The sequence below is a fragment of the Niveispirillum sp. FG156 genome (assembly GCF_057809555.1).
Genome location: NZ_JBMDKE010000018.1, coordinates 65396 through 86639 on the forward strand (window position 1 = coordinate 65396; position 21244 = coordinate 86639).

The window sequence follows — 21244 nt, forward strand, 5'->3', positions numbered from 1 at the left end:
TGAGGCGAGGGGAGGGGGCGTTTACGAGGGTCGCGGTCAGGAACCGCCGCCGCCGAACTTGGCCGACGACTTGCCGAAGCCGCCCCGGCTGGTGGATTTGGTTGTGGTGCCCACCTGTGCCGACTTGCCCCGCACTTCGGTCTTCATGCCGAAGCCCGACTTGCCCTGGGTGAAGCTGTCACGGCTGACGGGGGCGCGGCCCAGGCTGCCCCTGCCGCTATACATGAAGCCGTCACGGTCGATATAGATGGGGCGCGGGTAATAGTAGCCGCCGCCGGCCCCGATATAGCCACCGCCATATTGCGGGGATGGCTGCAAGGCCTTGGCCATCATGAAACCCATCAGGGCCGGCACGAAGACGTTGCTCAGGCTGCCATCCGGCTGGGACAGGACCATGGGCTGACATGCACCATTGCCCATCGTCGCCTCGCACGCCGCCGCCGTGTCGAAGCGTGGGGTGGATTGCATATGCAGTTGCTTGGCCTGTTCAAAGGCGCCGTTGCATTCCTGCTGGCTGAACTCCACCAGACACGCCTCCACCGTGGGGAAGATGCGGGCGTCTGTCTCCTGCACATCATCGCCGCCGCAGCCCGACAGCATCAGGGCCGCCGCCCCACCGACAAGCAGGGTGGAGACATGGGCGGAACGGCGGCGTTTGCGCTGTTGGTCGGTCATGGCGGCCCGGATGGCGATGGTGGCGGGGTAACGGTTAGGGTCAGGGGGCGTTGCCGCCCTACTTGCTCCACTTGTCCGTGATGGCCAGCGGTGCCGCGTCGGGCGACGGACCCTTCAGGCGGGCCAGACGTTCCTGCACCGACAGGGCGGGTGCCCCGCCCTTGCCCACGGCGGCCAGGGCCGCCTGGATATCGGCGTCGCCCATATCATCGGCGGACTTGCGGGACAGGTCGCCCAGGGCCTGGGCCTTCATGCGGGCTGCCTCGGCATTGGCGCGGGCCTCGTTGGCGCGGCGGGTCATGGCGTCGATGGCGGTGTTCAGCTTCGACCCGCCATCATCGCGCAGGCCGGCCACCTGGGCGGCACGGTTGGCGCGCTCACGCTCGCGCTCCTCCTGGATGCTGGCGCGCTGCATATCGCGCTCGGCCTTGGCCAGGGCGGATTTGGCATCGGTCAGGGCGCGGGCCTTCTCGCGATAGGCAACCTCCGCTTCCGCCACCAGCGCCTCGGCCTCGTCGGCCTCCCGCTGCTCGACGGCGACCTCGCTCTCCAGCTCTTCCAACTGGGCCAGCAGCTTGGCCAGGCTGGCCTCCAGGCTGGCCAGACGCTCGCCCTCGGCGGTGGCCAGCAGGTTGTTCAGATGCTCGGCGGCGGCCAGACGGCGGTCATAATTCTCCCGCGCCTCGATGGCCTCCTTGCGCTCGCGCTGCATATCGACGCGCAGATTGGTCAGCAGCTTGCCAGCCTTGTCCAGATCGGCCTCCATGACCCGCAACTGGGCGACGGACGCGCTCTTGGGGTCCATGGCGACCAGGGCATCCACCACCTGGCGGCCCACCTTCTCACCCTTCACGCCCAACAGCGTGCGGAAGAACTGCATCATCGGAACTGGCTCCTCAAGACCAAGCAGAACGGCCCCGCCGGTCACAGCCGGGCGGGGTTAATCAGAGATGGGGAGGCAAGGCTTAAACCGAAAGCGCCCCGGCATTCAAAATTCCCATGGCAATGGACAGGGTGCCCAGCGTGACGCCATAGCCCAGCTTGTCCCCCTCAATCCCTTGCCGGAAACCGGGCAGCAGGAAACAGACAGCGACAAACACCAGCAACTGACAGACCAGCGCCACCCCACCCCACATCAGCAGCTCGGCGACCGAGTAGGTGCCCCGCGCCACCGATGACAGGGCAATGGCCATACCGATAGCCGTGCCCCCCATGCTGGTCGCGGCGGCTGAATTCCCCTGCCGGATCAAGGCCCATTCGCGATAGGGCGTGATCAGCGTATAGGCCAGCAAGGCCAGGGCCAGCAGCGCCACCGAGGCACCGACAAAGGTCAGGTAAAGCGGCAGGGTCTCGAACATCGATCCGTTGCTCCTTATGGGCGCCGACACGGTCACGCATTTGTCCGCACGCTACGGGAGCGTGCGCGAAATTGCAAAAAATGTTTGGATGACAGGCGGGACGTGCAAGGGGTGGGGAAGAATTATTCGTAATGCCAACGGCACTGGGCGATTTCCAGGTGCTGGTCGGTCCCTTGCCCGCCGATACGATAGACAAGTCGATGTTCAGATGTGATCCGGCGGGACCACCAGCCCCTGAGATTGCCGCCGAGAGGTTCGGGCTTGCCCAGGCCGATGAAGGGCGTGCGGCTTGCGTCTTTGATGAGCGTATTGATCTTTATCAGGATGTCGCGATCCTGTGCCTGCCAGTAAAGGTAGTCCTGCCACGCTCTGTCCATCCAGATCAAGCGCATTGCCAACTACTCAATCAGGTCCCGTTCCACACCTAGCCCCGCATCAGCCTGTGCGATGGCCTCCATCAACCGGCGTGCGTTCGCAGGCGAACTCAAGAGGTGCAGCGTCTCCTGAATGCTGCTCCACTCGCTTTCCGCGATGACCACTACGGGTTCGGCATTCTGGCGCGTGACGAACAGGGGGGCACGGCTGGCCTCCACCTCGTCAAGGTAGTGAGCCAGGTTCTGTCGGAACTGGGTCGCGCTGACATGGGACATGGAAGCCCTCCATCTGTACGGAAAAGCGTACACCCCCGTCTATCACCCCACAACAAAAAAGGCCGCCGGGTCGCCCCGACGGCCTTTCTGTCTCAACGCATCCCGACAGGCCGGGAAGCACCCTCGGGATATCAGCCCTGGGTGGCGTCGGCCTTCTTGGACAGGTCTTCGCCGGTCACCTGATCGACAACCTTCATCGACAGCTTGACCTTGCCGCGATCATCGAAGCCCAGGACCTTGACCTTCACATTGTCGCCCTGCTTCACGACGTCGGTGACCTTGGCCACGCGCTCGTTCTTCAGTTCGGAAATGTGGACCAGACCGTCCTTGGAACCCAGGAAGTTCACGAAGGCGCCGAAATCCATGACCTTGACGACCTTGCCGTCATAGATCTCGCCCACTTCGGCTTCGGCGACAATGCCCTTGATCCACTTGATGGCGGCGTCGGAGCACTTGCTGTCAACCGCCGACACCTTGACGGTGCCGTCGTCTTCGATGTCGATCTTGGCGCCGGTCTGTTCCACGATCTCGCGGATGACCTTGCCGCCCGAACCGATGACGTCGCGGATCTTTTCCTTGGGGATGTTGATGACGGTGATGCGCGGGGCATTGCCCGACACTTCGCCGCGCGCGGTGTTCAGCGCCTTGTTCATCTCACCCAGGATATGGATGCGGCCCTTCTGGGCCTGCGCCAGGGCGACCTTCATGATCTCCTCGGTGATCGAGGTGATCTTGATGTCCATCTGCAGGGCGGTGACGCCCGCTTCGGTGCCGGCGACCTTGAAGTCCATGTCGCCCAGGTGATCTTCATCGCCCAGGATGTCGGACAGGACGGCGAACTTGTCGCCTTCCTTGATCAGGCCCATGGCGATGCCAGCGATGGGGCGGGCCAGCGGGGCGCCGGCATCCATCAGCGACAGGGACGTGCCGCAAACCGTGGCCATGGAGGAGGAACCATTCGATTCCGTGATTTCCGACACGACGCGCAGTGTGTAGGGGAAATCTTCCTTGGAGGGCAGCAGCGGGTGGATGGCGCGCCAGGCCAGCTTGCCATGGCCGATTTCACGGCGGCCCGGGCTGCCCATGCGACCGGCTTCACCCACGCTGTACGGGGGGAAGTTGTAATGCAGCATGAAGCTTTCGCGGTACTCGCCTTCCAGCGCGTCGATGATCTGCTCATCCTGGTTGGTGCCCAGGGTGGTGACCACGAGGGCCTGCGTCTCACCGCGCGTGAACAGGGCCGAACCATGGGCGCGAGGCAGGATGCCCACTTCGGCCACGATCTGGCGGATGTCCACGGTGGTGCGGCCATCAATGCGCTTGCCCGTTTCCAGAACGGCGCCGCGCAGCACGTCGGCTTCCACTTCCTTGAACATCTCGGAAATGGCTTCCGGCGCGAACTCTTCCTTCAGCGCGGCCTTGGCCTTGTCCTTGGCGGCGCCCACGGCGGCGTAACGCGGCTGCTTGACCAGGATCGAATAGGCGGCCTTCACGTCCGCGCCGGCAACTTCCAGGATGCGGGCCTTCACGGCGGCCTTGTCAAAGGCCGGCGGGGCGATGTCGCGGGGTTCCTTGGCGCAATCCTCGGCCAGGCCGATGATCAGGTCGATGACCGGCTGGAACTGGGCATGGCCGAACATCACGGCGCCCAGCATCACCTCTTCCGACAGTTCCTTGGCCTCGGACTCGACCATCAGCACGCCTTCCTGCGTACCGGCGACGACCAGGTCCAGGGTGGCGTTTTCCATCTGGTCGGCGGTCGGGTTCAGGATGAACTGGCCGTTCTCATAACCGACGCGGGCCGCACCGATGGGGCCCAGGAAGGGCAGACCGGAGATGGTCAGCGCGGCGGACGCACCGATCAGGGCGACGATGTCGGGATCATTCTCAAGATCGTGGCTCAGCACGGTGCAGACGACCTGCGTCTCGCAGCGATAGCCATCGACGAACAGCGGACGGATCGGACGGTCGATCAGGCGGCTGACCAGCACTTCCTTCTCGGTCGGGCGGCCTTCGCGCTTAAAGAAGCCACCGGGGATCTTGCCCGCGGCGAAGGTCTTTTCCTGGTAATTCACCGTCAGCGGGAAGAAATCCACGCCCGGCTTCGGGGACTTGGCGCCGACGGCGGTGCAGAGCACGACCGTGTCGCCATAGCTCACCATGACGGCGCCGTCGGCCTGACGGGCGATCTTGCCGGTCTCGATGACCAGCTTGCGCCCGCCCCATTCCATTTCCTTGCGGAATACCTTGAACATCGTATCGATCCTTCCATCCGAAACCCGCAACACCCCGGATTGGGCGGCCGGGCCGGGGCCCGTTCGGACGGCCCCGCCTGTTTCTTGCCCCTTCAGTACAGCATTTCTGCGCATTCCGCACAGCGCGCATGGCAAAACGGCCAGCCGGAAGGGGTCCCGGCTGGCCGTCCACACCTCAACTCTGACGCGGGTCCCGACGGTTCCTACCGCCAAGGGGCCCGCCGCCGGCACGCCATCCCCCACCGCCGGAGCGGGTGTGGAACATCGTGTGGGCGGTGGGCTGCATGTTCACGTCGAACATCACCTTGGGCGTTCGGGTCTGTAACCGTCGCGACCGGCCCGCCTTAGCGGCGCAGGCCCAGGCGCTGGATCAGGCTGTCATAACGAGCCTTCTCCTTGCCCTTCACGTAATCCAGCAGACGGCGGCGCTGACCGACCATCACCAGCAGACCACGGCGCGAGTGGAAATCCTTCGCGTGGGTCTTCAGGTGTTCGGTCAGGTTGTTGATGCGCTCGGTCAGGATAGCGACCTGCACTTCGGGCGAACCGGTGTCGGTTTCGTTGGTCTTGTATTCTGCGATTAGCGCAGTCTTGCGCTCAGCCGTGATCGACATCGGATGTCTCCACATTTAGATGATTGAGGGATGAACGCACCCGGCACCGCGAAGGTGCCCTATCGACCGGGTTCCGGTATCCCGGAACGGGCACGCGCCCACGCGTTGCGGGGCCGTGCCGGGATGTCGTCCAGCACGGTCCCGCACGGGCGGGCGTCGATATGGGTGGGTTGATGCGCCAAACCCGGCTTCCGGTCAAGCGGAATCCTTGGATTTCCGCGCCTGTCCGGGCATGGCAGCGTCCCTTGCGGCTCCAGGCTCAGTTCTCTACCGGCAGCCAGGGGATGCTGGCGATGGGCACGCCCTCCTCCCGCAGGGCCTCGGCCTGCTCGGTTGAGGTTTCGCCATAGATGGCACGGCCTTCCACCTCGCCATAATGGATCTTGCGGGCTTCTTCGGCAAAGCGGTTGCCCACATAATCGGCGTTCTTTTCCACCTGGGTGCGCAGGTCACGCAGGTGCCGCAGGATTTCGGCCTGCGCCTCGCGTACCGCGTCGGGCACGGCTGGGGCCTCAACCGGCACGGGGACATCCGCCACGGGCGCCGGCGCGTCACGATCGCGCGACCGGCCACCCTTGGCAATGGCGGGGGCCATCGGGGCCTTTTCCACCTTGTCATCACCGCAGACAGGGCAGGTGATGGCGTGCGAAGCCGCCTGCGCGTCATAGGCCGCGCCATTACGGAACCAGCCCTCGAACCGGTGGTCGCGGCTGCATTTCAGGTTGAACAGGATCATGGGACGGTTATTGGTCAATGAGATGAAAGATAGATGGACCCTCCCGGCCCGTCGGGCAAGCCCGTTGCGCTGCGGGGTGCCATGCCGGGTCTGAACTGGTCAGCCGAGAACCGCCCGAGGGGATTTGAAGGCGGGAGCGCATTCCCAGCGTTGAAGATGCACTCCCGTGATGGGGGATGCGCCTGCGGCCAGCGGCGCCTATGATGACGGCATGAGCCACGCCCTGCCATTCTCCCCGCCCTCACCCTGGATCGCCCGCTTTGCGCCGTTGCTGCGGCCTGGGGGGCATATGCTGGATGTGGCCTGTGGCGGTGGGCGGCATCTGCGGCATTTCCGGGATCGTGGATTGGCGGTTACGGGCCTGGATATCGACCTGCGCGGTGTTGCCGACCTGACGAGCACGGATGGTGTAACCCTGATCCAGGCTGACCTGGAGGGGCCGGATGGTTGGCCGTCCGCCCTGTCGGACTTTGATCTGGTGGTGGTCACCAATTATCTGCACCGCCCGCTTCTGCCCGCCATCGCGGGCGCCGTAAAGCCGGGTGGGTTCCTGCTTTACGAAACCTTCGCCAATGGCAATCAGCGCCATGGCCGCCCGTCCAGCCCCGCTTTCCTGCTGCGCGAGGGGGAGTTGCTGCATCTGGCCATCGGGCAGGGATTGCAGGTGGTCGCCTTTGAACAGGGAGAGGTGTCCAGCCCAAAGGCCGCCATTGTGCAGCGGCTGGCCGCACGGCGTTCCTTTGGTGCCGCCGCAGACCTGAACGGTGACCCTGAACCTGTGCCCCTGCCGCCGGCCTGATCCGCGGGTGAGCCGGTTTAGCCCTGCCCGTCGCGGAACACGGCCACGCTCAAGGCGCGGTTGGATCGGACGGGCCCGGCACAAGGGCCCATGCCCGTTTGATCGGGGCCGCCCGACAGCTTGTCATAGATCATCAGCAGGTAGCGCGCGGCGAAGGCGCCACCCGGCGGCTGCCGCTCCAGCGGCAGGATCAGCCGGCGGACCAGGGCGACAGCGCCGTTGATATGCGTCACTTCGTCCAGGCTGGACATGGGCCGGAAGGAGCCGGCGCAGAAGGCGTAGGCAGGGATGATATCGGCCACATAGTCGGGCGGCATCAACTTTGACAGCGTCATGCCCGCCGGATCGAAGGTCAGCGACGCCATCACCCCGGCGCCCACCTTCTCCACCCGCGCGTCGCGGATGCTACCGGCTTCCAGATTGAACAGGATGCAATTATCCACCGTATCCGCCGCTTGCCGGCAGGCCATCATATCGGCCAGCGGCACCGCCGGGTTCCGCCTGGCAATGTTGGTCCAATGCGACAACGCATAATGCTGCGTGTCGTTGGTCAGGTCATCAAGGCGGAAAACATCATGCATGCGCGTGTCTGCTTGAAAGGGCACGGACAGATTGTACGCGGCATGCGGCGATGGCGCAGTGGGGAAAGGACAATCCAGAAGGATAGGATCAGGAATTAAAGTGACCGGCTGTGCTTTTCCTAGGGGAGAAGAGAATCACATAAGCAATGCCAATTCCTTTCGACGTGTTCCCCCAGCCTTTGATGGTCAATACATCCGCCCGCCATTGGGCACGGGCTGATCGGGGGAGAGAAGAACCACTTCACCCGTATCGCTGGGAACGCCCAGCACCAGAACCTCTGACATGAATTTGCCGATCTGGCGGGGCGGGAAGTTGGTGACGGCCATGACCTGCCGGCCGATGAGGCTATCCGGCTGATAATAGGCGGTGATTTGCGCGGAAGATTTGCGGATGCCGATCGGCTCGCCGAAATCGACCCAAAGCTTGATGGCGGGGCGGCGCGCCTCTGGAAAGGGTTCAGCCTTGACGATGGTACCGGCCCGGATATCGACCTTCTGGAAATCATCATAGGTGATGGGGCTGCTGCTGCCCGTCCCGTTCTCCGCCATCTGCCCTGTCTCCCTCCTGCGATCCTCACCGCAGTATGTTGCGCTGCGATAAGGCGGGAAAGGGAAAATGCACGTAAAAGATATTTGACATGATCGCGCCCATGCTGCACATGATGTTAAAAATACATAACATTATGAATGGAGAGCTTAACATGTCATTCCGGGAGAAACTGGTCTGGACGCAGTTGCTGGTCCTGTTGGGTTTCGGTGCTGCCTATTTCGGGCCGGTTTTCGGCTCTTATCGCGGCTGGGCTGCGGTGCCGGGTGGGGGCCAGTTCATGTGGATGGTGGCCTGCATCATCGGCCTGATTGTGGGGCAGGTGGTGCTGGCCGTGGCACTGGCCATCGTAACAGCGATCCGTACCCCGGCAGAAGCGCGCAGCCCCAAAGATGAGCGTGACCGGCAGGTCGGCCTGCTGGGCACCCGCACTGGCTTTTACGTCCTGGTGACGGGAACCATCTGCGCCATGCTCAGCCTGCACCATGGTGCCGACAAGGTCATGCTGGTGAACTTCATGTTCTTCGCCCTGCTGCTGGCCGAACTGTCGCGGCTGGGCACGCAGGTCTTCATGTATCGACGGGGCTGGTGATCCATGCTGCCCTTCACCAATCAGGTCCGCCGCCTGCGGTTCGAGGCTGGCGAGATGACGCAGCAGGACCTCGCTGACCGCATCGGCGTAACGCGCCAGACGGTGGCAGCCATCGAACAGGGCAAATACTCGCCCAGCCTGGAGGCCGCCTTCCGCATCGCCCAGGTCTTTCAGGTGCCACTGGAAACAGTGTTTCAGTGGCAAGGCGACGGCGCGGCGACAAACCCATGAAAAAGGGGCGGTCCCGAAAGGGCCGCCCCCATTTCATCGTTCCGCAAGGGAACTGATCAGCCCTCGCCGCTGCTGGCAGGGTTGCCGATCATGGCCAGAAACTCACGCCGGGTCTTCTCGTCCTCGCGGAAGGCACCCAGCATGCGGCTGGTGACCATCGTGACACCGGGCTTGTGAATGCCACGTGTCGTCATGCACTGATGCGTTGCCTCGATCACCACGGCAACGCCTAGAGGTTCCAGCACCTCATCGACGGTGTTGGCAATCTGGGCTGTCATCTTTTCCTGGATCTGCAGGCGCTTGGAATAAACCTCGGCCACGCGTGCCAGCTTGGAAATGCCGACCACGCGGTTGCGCGGCAGATAGGCGATATGGACCTTGCCGATGATGGGCACCATATGATGCTCGCAATAGCTTTCCAGCCGGATATTGCGCAGCACGACCATCTCGTCATAGCCGTCGGTTTCTTCGAAGGTCCGGGCCAGAAGGTCGACGGGATCGACCTCATATCCGGCAAAGAACTCCTCATAGGACCGGACCACGCGGTCGGGCGTGCCCACGAGACCCTCGCGGTCGGGATCATCACCGGCCCAGCGGATCAGGGTGCGGACAGCGGCTTCAGCTTCGGCCTTGCTGGGGCGGACCAGATTGGGGTTGGTGGCGGCAGGGCCGGCGCGGCGGCCATGGACGGGACCCGGCACGACCTTGTCGTCATTCTTCTTGGGCACGGTCACGGGGATGCACTCCTCAATGTATGTGTTCGGCTTGCATGCAGCCCCCTTGCAGGGCGGGCCACCGGCCAGTTCCCCCGATCCGGCCGGCCGGGCTACCTCGAAGGGTCAAGGTCAGTCCCGGCAGGAGAAGCAGATGGCTTGTTCGCCGAATGTTTCAAGCGCCGATTTCAGATATCCCCCCGGCGTCGGGTTTTTCTGCCCGTTCGGCATCATACCAATCCGCCGAAGGCTTAGCCTTTGGTGGATTGGAGGCCGGCGACCGCCGGCCCGGGCCCTCGTGGGTCCGTGAGCCAAGCCGCCGGATGGCGGCGCCCGGCGCATGAGGGAGATTGGCGTCAGTTCAGCCGCCGTTCCTGATGCGGGCTGTCCAGGGAAAAGGCGGGGATGGAGATGTCAAAGCTCTCCCCCGCCTCGCTTTCCATCCCATAGCTGCCGACCATGATGCCGGACGGCGTGGAAAGCGGCGTGCCGCTGGTATAGGTGAAATGTTCGCCGGGTCGCAGCAAGGGCTGTTCGCCCACCACGCCCGGCCCCCGCACCTCCATCAACCGGCCCCGCGCGTCGGTGATTCTCCAATGCCGGGTGCGCAGGCGCACCGTCTCTTGCCCCAGATTCTCGATCCGCACATGATAGGCCCAGACATAATGGCTTTCCGTGGGTTGCGACTGATCGGGCAGATAGCGTGGCTCCACCGTCACCCGGATCGCGCGTGTCGTGTCGCTATACATGGCGGCCTCCCGTCCCATTTCCGATCCGATGATCTGATCCCGGATTTCATCATGGCCCGCAGGCGAAAGATGCCCGCAGATCAGCATTATAGGCCGGTTCTGTCCCCGCACAATGCCGGGCGGTCCCTTGTGCATCCGGTCAGGGGGGACTTCGTCATGAAAACGCCGCTTGCGTCGGGGGGCGGATAGCCTCATATAGCAAATCACAGTCAACTGCTTATGAGCCGCGCGATGTTGCGCTTCACGCCCCTGCGACGACGAAAGCTCTCGGTCCCCTTCCATGGGCGGCCGGTTCTTGTGCACGGGACCTGAACGCCATCCGCGTGGGGGTCCCGGCCAGACGCTTCTTACAGTGTCTCCCCCACATTTCATTTTGCCGGGAAACCCCAATCGTATGAACATCACGCTTGAGCTGCCGGTTCACGCCGCCGCCATCGAAAAGCTTCTCGACAGCTCCTTCGGCCCCAAGCGCCACACCAAGACCGTTTATCGCCTGCGCAAGAATGTCGCCCCCGTGGCCGACCTGTGCTTTGTCGCAACCGATACGGACGAGGCGGGGAACGAGGTGATGCTGGGCACCATCCGTTACTGGCCCGTCATGCTGGGGAACAGCGTCCAGGCCCTGATGCTAGGCCCCATCGCCATCGATCCGGCCCACCGCAGCGAAGGCCTGGGCGGTAAGCTGATCCGCCACAGCCTTGAGGCCGCGAAGGCCCTGGGTCACCGCATCGTCATTCTGGTCGGCGACGCCCCCTATTATGTGCGCTTCGGGTTCCAGCGGGATCTTGTGACGGGCCTGTCCCTGCCCGGCCCGGTTGATCCGACCCGGTTCCAGGGTCTGGAACTGGTGGAAGGTGCCCTGACCGGCGTCACAGGCATGGTGGGTCGCGCCAAGCCCGCGAAGGTTCGGACGGCTGCTGTCGCCGCTCCCTCTGCCGCCCCCCGCGCCGCCGCCAAGGTCACCAAGCTTCCGCTGTTCGCGGCTCTGACCCAGGGGGCCGACCTGGACGCCCCGGTGTCCCGACGTCGTCAGCGGCGCGCGGCACGCTGAACCGGGCGGGTTGGCCAAGGGGCGATCGGATGACGATTAGACCCTTGATCCGGCATCGGGAACCCAATATAAGAACGGTCCCGGCGCGGGTGTAGCTCAATGGTAGAGCAGAAGCTTCCCAAGCTTACGACGAGGGTTCGATTCCCTTCACCCGCTCCAACGATTTTCCGGTTCATCCGGTTGTACAGTCGGCGCCCCAACGGGGCGCCGTTGTCGTTTTGGAGGTTATGATCCCGCCAAGGCCTTGGCGCGGATGCCGGACAGGGTGCTGGTCGGGGTGATGGCTTCGGGGTCCAGGCGAACATGCACCAGGGCAGGGCGACCGCTGGCCATGGCGGCGTCGAAGGCGGCCTGGAATTCGCCTGCCTTTTTCACTGTAAAGCCGACGCCGCCATAGGCGCGGGCGAGTGCTGCGAAGTCGGGGCTGTGGAGCTGCGTGCCCAGGACGCGACCAGGAAATTCACGCTCCTGATGCATGCGGATAGTGCCGTACATGCCATTGTCGATGACGACGGCTACGATGGCGGCGCCATGCTGGACGGCGGTTGCAAACTCCTGCCCATGCATCAGGAAACAGCCATCGCCGGCCAGTGCCACGACGGTGCGGTCGGGCTGGTGCAGTTTGGCGCCCACGGCGGCGGGCAGGCCATAGCCCATGGAGCCGCTGGTCGGCGCCAGCTGCGTGCCATAGGCCTGATAGCGATGGAACCGGTGCAGCCAGATGGCGTAGTTGCCGGCGCCGTTGCACATCACCGCAGAGGGCGGCAGGGCGCGCAGGGCCGCCACGACCTCCGCCATCTGCACGGGGCCGGGATTGGCCGGCACATCATCGGTCCAGGCGCGATAGGCGGCACGCGCCGCTTCCCGCCAGGCCGCACGCGGGGCTGGGACGGCATGCGCCAGGGCGGGCAGGGCAGCGGTCACGAAGGCGCGCGGGCTGGCCTGGATCGACAGTGCAGCCTGATAGACGCGGCCCAGTTCTTCGGCACCGGGATGCACATGCACCAAGGGCAGGCCGGGATTGGGGATGCCCAGCAATTCATAGCCCTGTGACGGCACTTCCCCCATGGTGCCGCCCAGCAGCAGGACCAGATCGGACTGTTTCACGCGGGCCAGCAGCGCCGGATTGGCCCCGAAACCCAGGTCGCCGGCATAGGTCTCGCTCATCCCGTCCACCAGCATCTGGCGGCGGAACTCCACGGCCAGGGGGATCTGGTGTGCCTCGGCAAAGGCGGTGAAGGCGGAGGTGGTCTCTGCGGTCCAGCCGCTGCCGCCCAGGATGGCCAGCGGGCGTTCGGCGACGGCCAGACGCCGGGCCAGATCGTTGATGGCGGCGGGGTCGGGGAAGGCCTCGACGATGGGGGCGATGGCGGAGTCGGCCACATCGGCCAACTCCGCCAGCATATCCTCCGGCAGGGCGATGACCACGGGGCCGGGCCGGCCCTGGCAGGCGACGCGGAAGGCGCGGGAGACCAGTTCCGGGATGCGGGCGGGATTGTCGATCTCAAACGCCCACTTCGTCATGCTGCCAAACACGGCGCTGTAATCCACCTCCTGGAACGCCCCGCGCTGGCGCATGTCGCGTGCCACCTGTCCCACGAACAGGATCATGGGCGTGGCATCCTGCTGGGCAATGTGGATGCCGGCAGCGGCGTTGGTGGCGCCGGGGCCGCGCGTGACGAAGCAGATGCCGGGACGGCCCGTCAGCTTTCCTTGCGCCTCCGCCATGATGGCCGCCCCACCTTCCTGCCGGCAGGTGATGAAGCGGATGCCGCTATCATGCAGGGCGTCCAGCACCGGCAGATAGCTTTCCCCCGGCACGCCGAACACCATCTTCACCCCTTGCGCCTCCAGTGCGGCGACCAGAAGGCGGGCGCCGGAGCGGGCGGTGTTGGGGGCGATGCCAGGGGCGATGGCGGCGGGCATGGTCATGACGGCGGTCCCTCGAGATTTGATTGCCGCGATTGTGGCGGCAATGACCGCCGGATTGAAGTGGCGGATCGGGCGGAATGCGGTGATGATCCCGTCGTTTCGACGGTCATTCACGGCAAAGTGCCATTACAGCGACAAGGTACGTACCGTGTCGCGGGCAGCCGTAACCTGCCGGTCATCACCGACGATCAGGAACAGCGCCTTGGCCCGGATGATCCGGCCCACTGGATTGGCCACGACCGCACCGGTATCGGCGCAGAGATAGCCGATGGGCGTGCCGATGCCGGCCCCGGCGATGCGGGTCAGCAGGTCCAGCCAGCTTCCTTCCCACATCCGGGGCAGGTCGATCCGGCGGCATTCATCGCCCTCTGCCGTGAACAGCTGCTCGATCAGCGCTTCCGATCCGGGGCTGACGATGGCGCGGGCCGCCACCTCCGGATAGCCATGCATGACCCGGATGGGCTGTGCCGCACCCAGTCTCGCCAAGCGATCATAGTCGGCCACATCCACACATTCGGCCACGATGGCGGTCTTCTGTCCCGCCTCCCGCAGGCGCAGGATGGTATCCAGCACGCGGGCCGTCGCCTCCCGGTCGGTTTCGGAGCTGGAAAAGACCAGGGAGGTGCGGGCACGGTCAGGCCCGGCATGGGCAAGCGCCGTGGCATCAGCCGCACTGCCCGTAACATGCACAACCCCACGGTCGGCCAGTGCGGCCGGCAGGCGGCCGGCCTCAAAGGCGCGGGTCAGCAGCAGGACAGGCGTGTCACGCCAATCCTCATGCGCGCGGACCTGATCGACCAGCCGGCAGAGATGCTGGACCGCGTCGCCGCTGGGTTCACCGATCAACAGCAGATGGTTCGACAATTTCCACCCCCAGGTCCCGTTGGCCTTGCGTTCCTGTTGATCCATGCGCCAATCGACCAACGCCGATACCAGGCTGGCCACCACAAAAATCCCGCCAATATACATCAAGCCGACGGTGGCCAGCCGCCCGGCATCGGTCTTGGCGAACAGATCGCCATAGCCGACGGTGACAATGGTCGTGGCGGTCAGCCACAGCGCATCGCGTAGGGCCATCCCTTCCAGCACCATCATGGCGATGACATGGGCCGCACAGACGGCCAGCACCCACAGCGCCAGCGTGCCCAGGCGCCGGCTCAGGGTCACCTCATGCAGGCGTGACCGGGGAGAGCGGAACCAGCGATAGAGCAGGGACAGCATGGTCGGTCAGTGGCCAGGGGGCGGAAGAGCAGCAGAAAGCAGAAGGGCGGGGATGTTGCCAGCCCCGCCCTTTCTTTATCACACGTCCAGGTTCGCAACCTTCAGGGCGTTTTCCTGAATGAAGGCGCGGCGGGGTTCGACCACGTCGCCCATCAGGGTGCTGAACACATCCTCGGCGTCGTCGGCGTGATTGACCTTCACCTGCAACAGGGTGCGGACATTGGGGTCCAGCGTGGTTTCCCAGAGCTGTTCCGGGTTCATTTCGCCCAGACCCTTATAGCGCTGAATGGTCAGGCCATGGCGGCCCTGGTCGATCACGCCCTCGAACAGTGAAGCCGGACCCGTGACATGGCGCAGATCCTTCACACGGTGGCGCAGGGTGCCGGCAATCGTATAGGTGGCCGACAGATGGTCGAACATGGCGTCCAGGCGACGCGCCTCCACGCTTTTCAGCAGGTCGGCATCCAGCACATGGCGGTGGGTCACGCCGCGGCGGGTGCGCGACAGGACCAGACCATCCTGATCCGCCGTACCCTGCCAGCCGCCAATGGCGGCGGGGGTGGCATCCACGGCCATGGCATCACCGGCGGCCAGCGCACGGTCACGCGCCAGCACGTTGAGACGGTCGGCAACGATACCGGCCAGTTCGGCGGCGCGCGGCGCATCGTCCAGCAGCTTGGAGGACAAGGCGCCGATGATCGCGGCCTGTTCCACCACGTCGCGGTTCCCGGCCTTGCGGGCCAGAGCCTGGATGGCGGATTTGGCCGCGCGCGCCTGCTCGACCAGACCGCGCAGATCATCGCCACCCTTGGCGGAACCATCGGCAGCCACCAGGAAGACGTCGTCCGTACCCTGATTGATCAGGTAATCTTCCAGCGCGCGGTCATCCTTCAGATACCGTTCCTTGGCCGTGCCGCGCTTCACGCGGTACAGCGGCGGCTGCGCGATGTAGAGATAGCCCTTCTCGATCAATTGCGGCATCTGCCGATAGAAGAAGGTCAGCAGCAGGGTGCGGATATGGGCGCCATCGACATCGGCGTCCGTCATGATGATGATCTTGTGGTAGCGGGCCTTTTCGATCTGGAACCCGATTTCCGGGTTCAGTTCGTCACGCCCGATACCGGTGCCCAGCGCCGCGATCAGGGTACCGATCTCAGCCGATGACAGCATCTTGTCAAAGCGCGCACGCTCCACATTCAGGATCTTGCCGCGCAGGGGAAGGATGGCCTGGTTCTGGCGCGAACGGCCCTGCTTGGCGGAACCGCCGGCCGAATCACCCTCCACGATGAACAGTTCGGACAGGGCCGGGTCGCGTTCCTGACAATCGGCCAGCTTGCCGGGCAGGCTGGCCATATCCAGCGCCCCCTTGCGGCGGGTCAGTTCGCGGGCCTTGCGGGCGGCTTCACGCGCGGCGGCGGCCTCCACCACCTTGCCTACGATCTTGCGGGCGTCGGCGGGATGTTCTTCAAACCAGGAGGACAGGGCGTCGGCGCAGATTGCCTGCACCACAGGCCCCACTTCCGACGAAACCAGTTTGTCCTTGGTCTGGCTGGAGAATTTCGGGTCCGGTACCTTGACGGAGATGATGCAGGTCAGGCCCTCGCGCATATCGTCGCCCGACAGCGCCACCTTCTCCTTCTTCAGGATGCCGCTTTCTTCTGCATATTTGTTGACGGTGCGGGTCAGGGCGGCCCGGAAACCGGCCAGATGGGTACCACCATCACGCTGCGGAATGTTGTTGGTGAAGCACAGCGTCGTCTCGTGATAGCTGTCGTTCCATTGTAGCGACACTTCCACACCGACGGGCACGCCGGCCTCTGTGGCGCGTTCACCCTTGGCATAGATACCGGGCTTGTGCAGGGCCGTCTTGGACCGGTCGAGATAGGCGACGAACGCCTCCAGGCCGCCCTCATAGAACAGCTCAACCGACTTCGGCTCCACCCCGCGCGCGTCGGTGAAAATGATCAGCACGCCGGAATTGAGGAAGGCCAGTTCGCGCAGGCGGTGTTCCAGGGTCTGGAAATCAAACTCGGTCTTGGTGAAGGTGGCCTTGGACGGCAGGAAGGTCACCTCCGTGCCGGTCAGGGCCTCGCCAGCGCGCTTACCCTGCTGGACGATGGGGGCGGGGCCAACATCGGCCAGCGGCGCCACGGCATCGCCATGGGCGAAGCGCATCTCCCACACCCGGCCCAGCCGCCAGATGCGCAGGTCCAGCACCTCCGACAGGGCGTTCACCACCGACACGCCCACGCCGTGCAGACCGCCGGACACCTTGTAGCTGTTCTGGTCGAACTTACCGCCGGCATGCAGCTGGGTCATGATGACCTCTGCCGCCGACACGCCCTCTTCCTTGTGAATGTCCACGGGGATGCCGCGGCCATTGTCACGCACCGTCACGGACCCGTCGGCATTCAGGCGCACATCCACGCGGTCGGCATGGCCGGCCAGCGCCTCGTCGATGGCATTGTCCACCACCTCATACACCATGTGGTGCAGGCCGGACCCGTCATCGGTGTCGCCAATATACATGCCGGGGCGTTTACGGACGGCGTCCAGGCCCTTCAGCACCTTGATGGAACTGGCCCCATATTCCTCTGCGGCAGCGGAAACGGACAGGGCGGCGGTGGTGTTGTGATCGGTGTTCGTCATGGTGCCGGAGTGTAGCAGAAAGAGCCGGAAAACAGGGGTAAAAGCGCAGGCGGACGCCTAAAATTCCGCATGGCACAATCGCGATTGTGCAACCGTAACATGGGTGGCCGACGCACCCAGCGGGCGGAAGATACCGGCATCGGTACCGGTCATCCAGGCTTGGCTGCCGGTGGCCAGAATCTCCTCGAAAAGCGCCTGCCGGCGGCCTTCATCCAGATGGGCTGCCACCTCATCCAGCAGCAGCAGCGGGGCGGTTCCCGTCTCTGCCCGCATCAGGCGGGCATTGGCCAGCACGATGGCGATCAGCAGTGCCTTCTGTTCGCCGGTACTGCCCAGTTCGGCGGGCATATCCTTGGCACGGTAGGTCACGGAAAGGTCCGACCGGTGCGGCCCGATGGTGGCCCCGCCCGCCGCCGCATCGGCCCGCCGCCCGTCGGCCAGCGCCTTACGAAAGGCCTCTTCCGCTTCCAGCGCCGGGCGCCCGGCCAGCAGCGCATCGACGGCCCCGATGATGGCGATGCCGGGAGCGGGGAAGGGGCCGACCCCCTGTGCCGCCGCCGCCTCCAGCCGTGCCGCCATGTCGGCCCGTGCCGCCGCCACCGCGATGCCGGTTTCCGCCATCTGGCTTTCCAGGCTGGACAGCCAGGCGGGATCGACCGGACCGTCGCGCAGGATGCGGGCGCGTTCGCGCAGGGCGTTCTCGTACTTGGTCAGGCGCCCGGCATGGCCGCTGTCAAACCCAAAGACCAGCCGGTCCAGAAACCGCCGCCGCCCCGCCGCCCCTTCCAGGAACAGCCGGTCCATCTGTGGTGTCAGCCAGACGACGGAGACATGCTCGGCCAGTGCGATCTGGCCCTTGGCGGGGCGGCCATCAATATGGACCAGCCGCCGCTCACTCTCCCCACCCGCCGGGTCGCGGCCCGTGCCGATCTCCACCGGGCCGGCTGGCGTGGCGACGGTTGCGGCGATGGCCCAACCGGGCCCGCCCGTCCATTCCGCCGCCGAACTGTCGCCGATGCGCTCAATCTCCGACAATTTGGCCCGGCGCATGCCGCGACCGGGGGCCAGGAAGCTGACGGCCTCCAGGATATTGGTCTTGCCCGCCCCATTCTCCCCCGTCAGCACGACAGGCCGCGCATCGCATTCAAGGCGCGCGCTGGCATAGGATCGGAACCGGGTCACCGTCAGGCGGGTGACGGCCAGGGTGGGGGTGGGGTTCATCAGATGGGTGCAGTTCGGATACACTGGATAGTGGGCAATTCAGGACCTGCCACGCGAAGCCATGCTTTGTCAGCGGTCAAAACCAGTGCGCCTCTTCGGTTGCCGAGTGCCAAGCATATCCTATCCCCCAAGGATAGACCGGCGCGGCGCGTAGATGGCCGCAACGAAGCGGCGAGAACCGCCTGATCGGCATCCAGATCAACGATTTCAACGCCTAGGCCAATCACGGCCTCGCGCGCCTCATCCATCGGGAACCCGCGCTCGACCAGTTTGGTAAGGACTTCAGCATAGTTGGCAGCTGACATCAGTGCGCCGGGCAGTACGTCTGCCACCCTCTCTCCTCCCGGCTCTTCTAACATCAAGGCCAGTAGCGCCGAACTGTCGAGGACAGCCTCACTCATGCTCAGCGGCTGCGTGACGTTCAGCGATCAGTTCGTCAGCGAGGCTGACCCCGGCTGGTACGTATTTTCGCATAAGTGCCTGTGTACGCTTGATTGCAACGGCTATTGGCTCAAGCACAACGGCTCCATCAACGAGTCGCGCAACGACACGCCCTCCCTCAGGCATGCCCAATGCGGCCCGCATACCCGCTGGAATGACGACACGGCCGTTGGACGCGATAGTCAGATTGGCTTGCAAGCCGCTGGTGGTCATGGGCCTACTCTTCCTGCCATACCGTTCGATTCTGACATTGGTTGGATTTATGTCAAGCAGGCTGCAGCATGCCCTGCCACATCATTCGCCTCGATCTTCGTGGCGGGCTATGCGCAGGGTGGCACTGTCGGGCCGGGCGATTTCCACTATGGTTTCCAACCGTGTCAGGCGACGTTCATGGTCTGCGATGGTTTTAACGGTTTCCCGGCGCAACTCCCCCACCGTTGCATCCAGCCGCTGTACCTTTTCCTCAATGAGAACGATGGTCTTCAGACCGCTAAGGATTTTGTCGCCAAAGCTCATGCCGGACGGTCCTTGCTCAGGTTGGCAAGGGCCGCCTCCGCTGCTTCAATGGAGTGGTCGAGGTGGCCCAGGATGCGGGGGGCTGCATCGTTCAGCGCGGACAGCAACGCCTCTATCTCTTCCCGGTTCTCGATCAAGTCATCATCGGCCACGCGGCGGCGCACGAACTCAGAGGTCGTGATGCCCAGGCGCCGGGCCTGTGCATCCAACCTGGTCTTTTCCGCCGGGGTCATCTGCACCACCAGCCGCGCCGTCGCCGCCATCATCATCTCCTATGTCCATGGCATGGACATAGGATGCGCTTCTGACGGGAACATGACAAGTGGCTGGAAAAAAGAAACGCCCCAACCGGTCTCCCGGCCAGGGCGTTCCACAAACTCAAACCGTCCTTATCCTCACACGCGCATCGGCATCAGCACGTAAAGTGCCGTGGCATCCTGGGCGTCGCGGACGATGGTGGGGGAGCCGCCATCGGCCATCTGGAAACGCGCAGTGCCGCTTTCGATCTGGCCGGTAATGTCCAGCAGGTAACGGCTGTTGAAGCCGATTTCCAAGGGCGTGTTGTCATAGGCGATTTCCAGCTCTTCCGTGGCCGAACCGGCATCGGCGGAGTTGGCGGACAGGGTCAGAAGGTCACGGCCCAGCGACAGCTTCACGGCGCGCGACTTTTCGGTCGAAATGGTGGCGACGCGGTCGACGGCGGCGGCGAAGGACTTGGAATTGACCTCCAGCACCTTGTCATTGCCGGCGGGGATCACGCGCTCATAATCCGGGAAGGTGCCGTCGATCAGCTTGCTGGTCAGCACGACATTGTCGAAGGCAAAGCGGACCTTGGTTTCCGACAGCTGCACATCGATGCTGCCCGCGACCTCGTCCAGAAGCTTGCGCACTTCCAGAACGGTCTTGCGTGGCACGATCACGCCGGGGATGGCGGACGCCCCCTCCGGCAACGTCACCTCCACCCGGGCCAGACGGTGACCATCGGTGGCCACGGCGCGCAGGGCCGGGGATTCGCCGCCCTTCGGCTTGGTCGCATGCACATAGATACCGTTCAAATAGTACCGGGTTTCCTCGGTGCTGATGGCGAACTTGGTGCGATCGATCAGGGCCTTCAGCTCGCTGACCGTCAGGGTGAAGCTGTGGGCCAGATCGCCCTGGGCCATCTGCGGGAAATCATCGATGGGCAGGGTGCCCAGCTTGAAATGCGACCGGCCCGACCGCAGGGTCAGCACGTCACCCGTCGCATCCAGCTCCACCTGGCTGCCATCGGGCAGCTTGCGGGCGATGTCATACAGGGTGTGGGCGGGGGCGGTTGCCGAACCGGGCGTGGCGATTTCCGCTGGCACGCTTTCCACAATCTCCAGGTCCATGTCGGTGGCGGTCAGCGACAGTTCGCCATTGGCCGCGTTCAACAGGACATTGGACAGGACCGGAATGGTATTGCGCCGTTCGACGATGCTCTGCACATGCCCGAGGGAGCGAAGCAGGGCGGCACGTTCGATGATGATCTTCATCCTGGTTCCGGTCGGCTAGGTCCCCCGAAAGGGGACGACAATGTTCTTCCAATCCCCCAGCCAAGGGCCGGAAGGGGCGCTACCATAGCATAAGACATCGGACATAACAGGGGTTTGCTGCATGGATCGGGCCACTGTCTGATGGACAGGGTGCGACCCGGCAAACCGCGCCGGCGGCGACTACCGCCGCGCCGCACGT

The 21244-nt window shown here is 64.4% G+C and carries 25 protein-coding genes and 1 tRNA gene; 5 read left to right on the forward strand and 21 right to left on the reverse strand.

The genetic code is table 11. From position 1 onward, the window contains the following. Positions 1-36: 36 nt before the first annotated feature. The 8 genes from ACODSP_RS13225 to ACODSP_RS13260 all read right to left on the reverse strand — a co-directional run bounded on the left by ACODSP_RS13225 (position 37) and on the right by ACODSP_RS13260 (position 6288). Entirely contained in the window at positions 37-675 is a 639-nt protein-coding gene (locus tag ACODSP_RS13225) for a DUF1190 domain-containing protein (RefSeq protein ID WP_488966040.1), read from the reverse strand. A gap of 58 nt (positions 676-733) precedes the next feature. Next, on the reverse strand, positions 734-1558 hold the full coding sequence (locus tag ACODSP_RS13230) for a hypothetical protein (RefSeq protein WP_488966041.1): 825 nt from the start codon (positions 1556-1558) through the stop codon (positions 734-736). Between the two features lie 82 nt (positions 1559-1640). Continuing rightward, positions 1641-2033, reverse strand: a complete 393-nt coding sequence (locus ACODSP_RS13235) for a DUF350 domain-containing protein (protein WP_488966042.1) — start codon at positions 2031-2033, stop codon at positions 1641-1643. Between the two features lie 122 nt (positions 2034-2155). Beyond that, complete coding sequence (locus tag ACODSP_RS13240; RefSeq protein ID WP_488966043.1) at positions 2156-2425, reverse strand: Txe/YoeB family addiction module toxin; 270 nt, start codon at positions 2423-2425, stop codon at positions 2156-2158. A 6-nt stretch (positions 2426-2431) separates the two neighbouring features. Next, positions 2432-2683 (reverse strand): type II toxin-antitoxin system Phd/YefM family antitoxin, encoded by a 252-nt coding sequence (locus ACODSP_RS13245; protein ID WP_488966044.1) that lies wholly within the window; start codon positions 2681-2683, stop codon positions 2432-2434. A 131-nt stretch (positions 2684-2814) separates the two neighbouring features. Continuing rightward, positions 2815-4938: a polyribonucleotide nucleotidyltransferase gene (pnp, locus tag ACODSP_RS13250; protein WP_488966045.1), complete on the reverse strand. Its 2124-nt coding sequence runs from the start codon at positions 4936-4938 to the stop codon at positions 2815-2817. 344 nt (positions 4939-5282) lie between these two features. Further along, positions 5283-5552 (reverse strand): 30S ribosomal protein S15, encoded by a 270-nt coding sequence (gene rpsO / locus ACODSP_RS13255; RefSeq protein WP_054166903.1) that lies wholly within the window; start codon positions 5550-5552, stop codon positions 5283-5285. 259 nt (positions 5553-5811) lie between these two features. Beyond that, positions 5812-6288, reverse strand: a complete 477-nt coding sequence (locus ACODSP_RS13260) for a DUF1178 family protein (RefSeq protein WP_488966046.1) — start codon at positions 6286-6288, stop codon at positions 5812-5814. A 169-nt stretch (positions 6289-6457) separates the two neighbouring features. Between ACODSP_RS13260 and ACODSP_RS13265 the strand changes: the two genes are divergently transcribed. Next, positions 6458-7087 (forward strand): class I SAM-dependent methyltransferase, encoded by a 630-nt coding sequence (locus tag ACODSP_RS13265; protein ID WP_488966047.1) that lies wholly within the window; start codon positions 6458-6460, stop codon positions 7085-7087. A gap of 17 nt (positions 7088-7104) precedes the next feature. Here the strand turns inward: ACODSP_RS13265 and ACODSP_RS13270 are convergent, their stop codons facing one another. Beyond that, positions 7105-7668, reverse strand: coding sequence for a hypothetical protein (locus ACODSP_RS13270; RefSeq protein ID WP_488966048.1), 564 nt, complete (start codon positions 7666-7668; stop codon positions 7105-7107). A gap of 186 nt (positions 7669-7854) precedes the next feature. Next, complete coding sequence (locus ACODSP_RS13275) at positions 7855-8217, reverse strand: tRNA-binding protein (RefSeq protein ID WP_488966049.1); 363 nt, start codon at positions 8215-8217, stop codon at positions 7855-7857. Positions 8218-8369: 152 nt separating this feature from the next. On the opposite strand from ACODSP_RS13275, the gene ACODSP_RS13280 reads away from it, so the two are divergent. Together ACODSP_RS13280 and ACODSP_RS13285 are read left to right on the forward strand one after the other, a co-directional pair. Further along, a complete protein-coding gene (locus tag ACODSP_RS13280) occupies positions 8370-8807 on the forward strand; it encodes a hypothetical protein (RefSeq protein ID WP_488966050.1) in 438 nt (145 codons plus the stop codon). A 3-nt stretch (positions 8808-8810) separates the two neighbouring features. Then, on the forward strand, positions 8811-9038 hold the full coding sequence (locus ACODSP_RS13285; RefSeq protein ID WP_488966051.1) for a helix-turn-helix transcriptional regulator: 228 nt from the start codon (positions 8811-8813) through the stop codon (positions 9036-9038). Positions 9039-9094: 56 nt separating this feature from the next. Here the strand turns inward: ACODSP_RS13285 and folE are convergent, their stop codons facing one another. Further along, positions 9095-9739 (reverse strand): GTP cyclohydrolase I FolE, encoded by a 645-nt coding sequence (gene folE / locus ACODSP_RS13290; protein WP_054166987.1) that lies wholly within the window; start codon positions 9737-9739, stop codon positions 9095-9097. 368 nt (positions 9740-10107) lie between these two features. Beyond that, positions 10108-10500, reverse strand: coding sequence for a Co2+/Mg2+ efflux protein ApaG (gene apaG / locus ACODSP_RS13295; protein ID WP_488966099.1), 393 nt, complete (start codon positions 10498-10500; stop codon positions 10108-10110). Positions 10501-10894: 394 nt separating this feature from the next. On the opposite strand from apaG, the gene ACODSP_RS13300 reads away from it, so the two are divergent. Then, positions 10895-11551 carry a GNAT family N-acetyltransferase gene (locus tag ACODSP_RS13300; protein ID WP_488966052.1) on the forward strand — a complete coding sequence of 219 codons (657 nt, stop codon included), beginning with the start codon at positions 10895-10897 and terminating at the stop codon, positions 11549-11551. 85 nt (positions 11552-11636) lie between these two features. After that, positions 11637-11710 (forward strand) — tRNA-Gly (locus ACODSP_RS13305). A gap of 66 nt (positions 11711-11776) precedes the next feature. Here the strand turns inward: ACODSP_RS13305 and ACODSP_RS13310 are convergent. The 9 genes from ACODSP_RS13310 to dnaN all read right to left on the reverse strand — a co-directional run bounded on the left by ACODSP_RS13310 (position 11777) and on the right by dnaN (position 21045). Continuing rightward, on the reverse strand, positions 11777-13483 hold the full coding sequence (locus ACODSP_RS13310; protein WP_488966053.1) for a thiamine pyrophosphate-binding protein: 1707 nt from the start codon (positions 13481-13483) through the stop codon (positions 11777-11779). 126 nt (positions 13484-13609) lie between these two features. Then, positions 13610-14704: a potassium channel family protein gene (locus ACODSP_RS13315; RefSeq protein ID WP_488966054.1), complete on the reverse strand. Its 1095-nt coding sequence runs from the start codon at positions 14702-14704 to the stop codon at positions 13610-13612. A 78-nt stretch (positions 14705-14782) separates the two neighbouring features. Further along, positions 14783-17353 (reverse strand): DNA topoisomerase (ATP-hydrolyzing) subunit B, encoded by a 2571-nt coding sequence (gene gyrB, locus ACODSP_RS13320; RefSeq protein ID WP_488966055.1) that lies wholly within the window; start codon positions 17351-17353, stop codon positions 14783-14785. Positions 17354-17410: 57 nt separating this feature from the next. Next, complete coding sequence (recF, locus tag ACODSP_RS13325; RefSeq protein WP_488966056.1) at positions 17411-18574, reverse strand: DNA replication/repair protein RecF; 1164 nt, start codon at positions 18572-18574, stop codon at positions 17411-17413. Continuing rightward, positions 18574-18975, reverse strand: coding sequence for a type II toxin-antitoxin system VapC family toxin (locus ACODSP_RS13330; protein WP_488966057.1), 402 nt, complete (start codon positions 18973-18975; stop codon positions 18574-18576). The genes recF and ACODSP_RS13330 overlap by 1 nt, the downstream gene beginning before the upstream one ends. Beyond that, positions 18968-19228 carry an AbrB/MazE/SpoVT family DNA-binding domain-containing protein gene (locus ACODSP_RS13335; RefSeq protein ID WP_488966058.1) on the reverse strand — a complete coding sequence of 87 codons (261 nt, stop codon included), beginning with the start codon at positions 19226-19228 and terminating at the stop codon, positions 18968-18970. The genes ACODSP_RS13330 and ACODSP_RS13335 overlap by 8 nt, the downstream gene beginning before the upstream one ends. A gap of 81 nt (positions 19229-19309) precedes the next feature. After that, a complete protein-coding gene (locus ACODSP_RS13340; protein WP_488966059.1) occupies positions 19310-19531 on the reverse strand; it encodes a hypothetical protein in 222 nt (73 codons plus the stop codon). Then, a complete protein-coding gene (locus ACODSP_RS13345) occupies positions 19528-19800 on the reverse strand; it encodes a plasmid mobilization protein (RefSeq protein ID WP_488966060.1) in 273 nt (90 codons plus the stop codon). The genes ACODSP_RS13340 and ACODSP_RS13345 overlap by 4 nt, the downstream gene beginning before the upstream one ends. A gap of 126 nt (positions 19801-19926) precedes the next feature. Further along, positions 19927-21045, reverse strand: a complete 1119-nt coding sequence (gene dnaN, locus ACODSP_RS13350; RefSeq protein WP_488966061.1) for a DNA polymerase III subunit beta — start codon at positions 21043-21045, stop codon at positions 19927-19929. Positions 21046-21244: the final 199 nt, after the last annotated feature.

Coding starts and splice junctions, on each gene's coding strand:
- ACODSP_RS13270 (WP_488966048.1), bottom strand. CDS start 7,668: ATGCATGATGTTTTCCGCCTTGATGACCTGACCAACGACACGCAGCAT.
- ACODSP_RS13265 (WP_488966047.1), top strand. CDS start 6,458: ATGGGGGATGCGCCTGCGGCCAGCGGCGCCTATGATGACGGCATGAGC.
- ACODSP_RS13235 (WP_488966042.1), bottom strand. CDS start 2,033: ATGTTCGAGACCCTGCCGCTTTACCTGACCTTTGTCGGTGCCTCGGTG.
- ACODSP_RS13225 (WP_488966040.1), bottom strand. CDS start 675: ATGACCGACCAACAGCGCAAACGCCGCCGTTCCGCCCATGTCTCCACC.
- rpsO (WP_054166903.1), bottom strand. CDS start 5,552: ATGTCGATCACGGCTGAGCGCAAGACTGCGCTAATCGCAGAATACAAG.
- ACODSP_RS13275 (WP_488966049.1), bottom strand. CDS start 8,217: ATGGCGGAGAACGGGACGGGCAGCAGCAGCCCCATCACCTATGATGAT.
- ACODSP_RS13340 (WP_488966059.1), bottom strand. CDS start 19,531: ATGAGCTTTGGCGACAAAATCCTTAGCGGTCTGAAGACCATCGTTCTC.
- ACODSP_RS13335 (WP_488966058.1), bottom strand. CDS start 19,228: ATGACCACCAGCGGCTTGCAAGCCAATCTGACTATCGCGTCCAACGGC.
- ACODSP_RS13245 (WP_488966044.1), bottom strand. CDS start 2,683: ATGTCCCATGTCAGCGCGACCCAGTTCCGACAGAACCTGGCTCACTAC.
- ACODSP_RS13285 (WP_488966051.1), top strand. CDS start 8,811: ATGCTGCCCTTCACCAATCAGGTCCGCCGCCTGCGGTTCGAGGCTGGC.
- ACODSP_RS13345 (WP_488966060.1), bottom strand. CDS start 19,800: ATGATGATGGCGGCGACGGCGCGGCTGGTGGTGCAGATGACCCCGGCG.
- gyrB (WP_488966055.1), bottom strand. CDS start 17,353: ATGACGAACACCGATCACAACACCACCGCCGCCCTGTCCGTTTCCGCT.
- ACODSP_RS13300 (WP_488966052.1), top strand. CDS start 10,895: ATGAACATCACGCTTGAGCTGCCGGTTCACGCCGCCGCCATCGAAAAG.
- recF (WP_488966056.1), bottom strand. CDS start 18,574: ATGAACCCCACCCCCACCCTGGCCGTCACCCGCCTGACGGTGACCCGG.
- ACODSP_RS13280 (WP_488966050.1), top strand. CDS start 8,370: ATGTCATTCCGGGAGAAACTGGTCTGGACGCAGTTGCTGGTCCTGTTG.
- dnaN (WP_488966061.1), bottom strand. CDS start 21,045: ATGAAGATCATCATCGAACGTGCCGCCCTGCTTCGCTCCCTCGGGCAT.
- ACODSP_RS13310 (WP_488966053.1), bottom strand. CDS start 13,483: ATGACCATGCCCGCCGCCATCGCCCCTGGCATCGCCCCCAACACCGCC.
- ACODSP_RS13230 (WP_488966041.1), bottom strand. CDS start 1,558: ATGATGCAGTTCTTCCGCACGCTGTTGGGCGTGAAGGGTGAGAAGGTG.
- ACODSP_RS13260 (WP_488966046.1), bottom strand. CDS start 6,288: ATGATCCTGTTCAACCTGAAATGCAGCCGCGACCACCGGTTCGAGGGC.
- ACODSP_RS13315 (WP_488966054.1), bottom strand. CDS start 14,704: ATGCTGTCCCTGCTCTATCGCTGGTTCCGCTCTCCCCGGTCACGCCTG.
- ACODSP_RS13240 (WP_488966043.1), bottom strand. CDS start 2,425: ATGCGCTTGATCTGGATGGACAGAGCGTGGCAGGACTACCTTTACTGG.
- pnp (WP_488966045.1), bottom strand. CDS start 4,938: ATGTTCAAGGTATTCCGCAAGGAAATGGAATGGGGCGGGCGCAAGCTG.
- apaG (WP_488966099.1), bottom strand. CDS start 10,500: ATGTATAGCGACACGACACGCGCGATCCGGGTGACGGTGGAGCCACGC.
- ACODSP_RS13330 (WP_488966057.1), bottom strand. CDS start 18,975: ATGAGTGAGGCTGTCCTCGACAGTTCGGCGCTACTGGCCTTGATGTTA.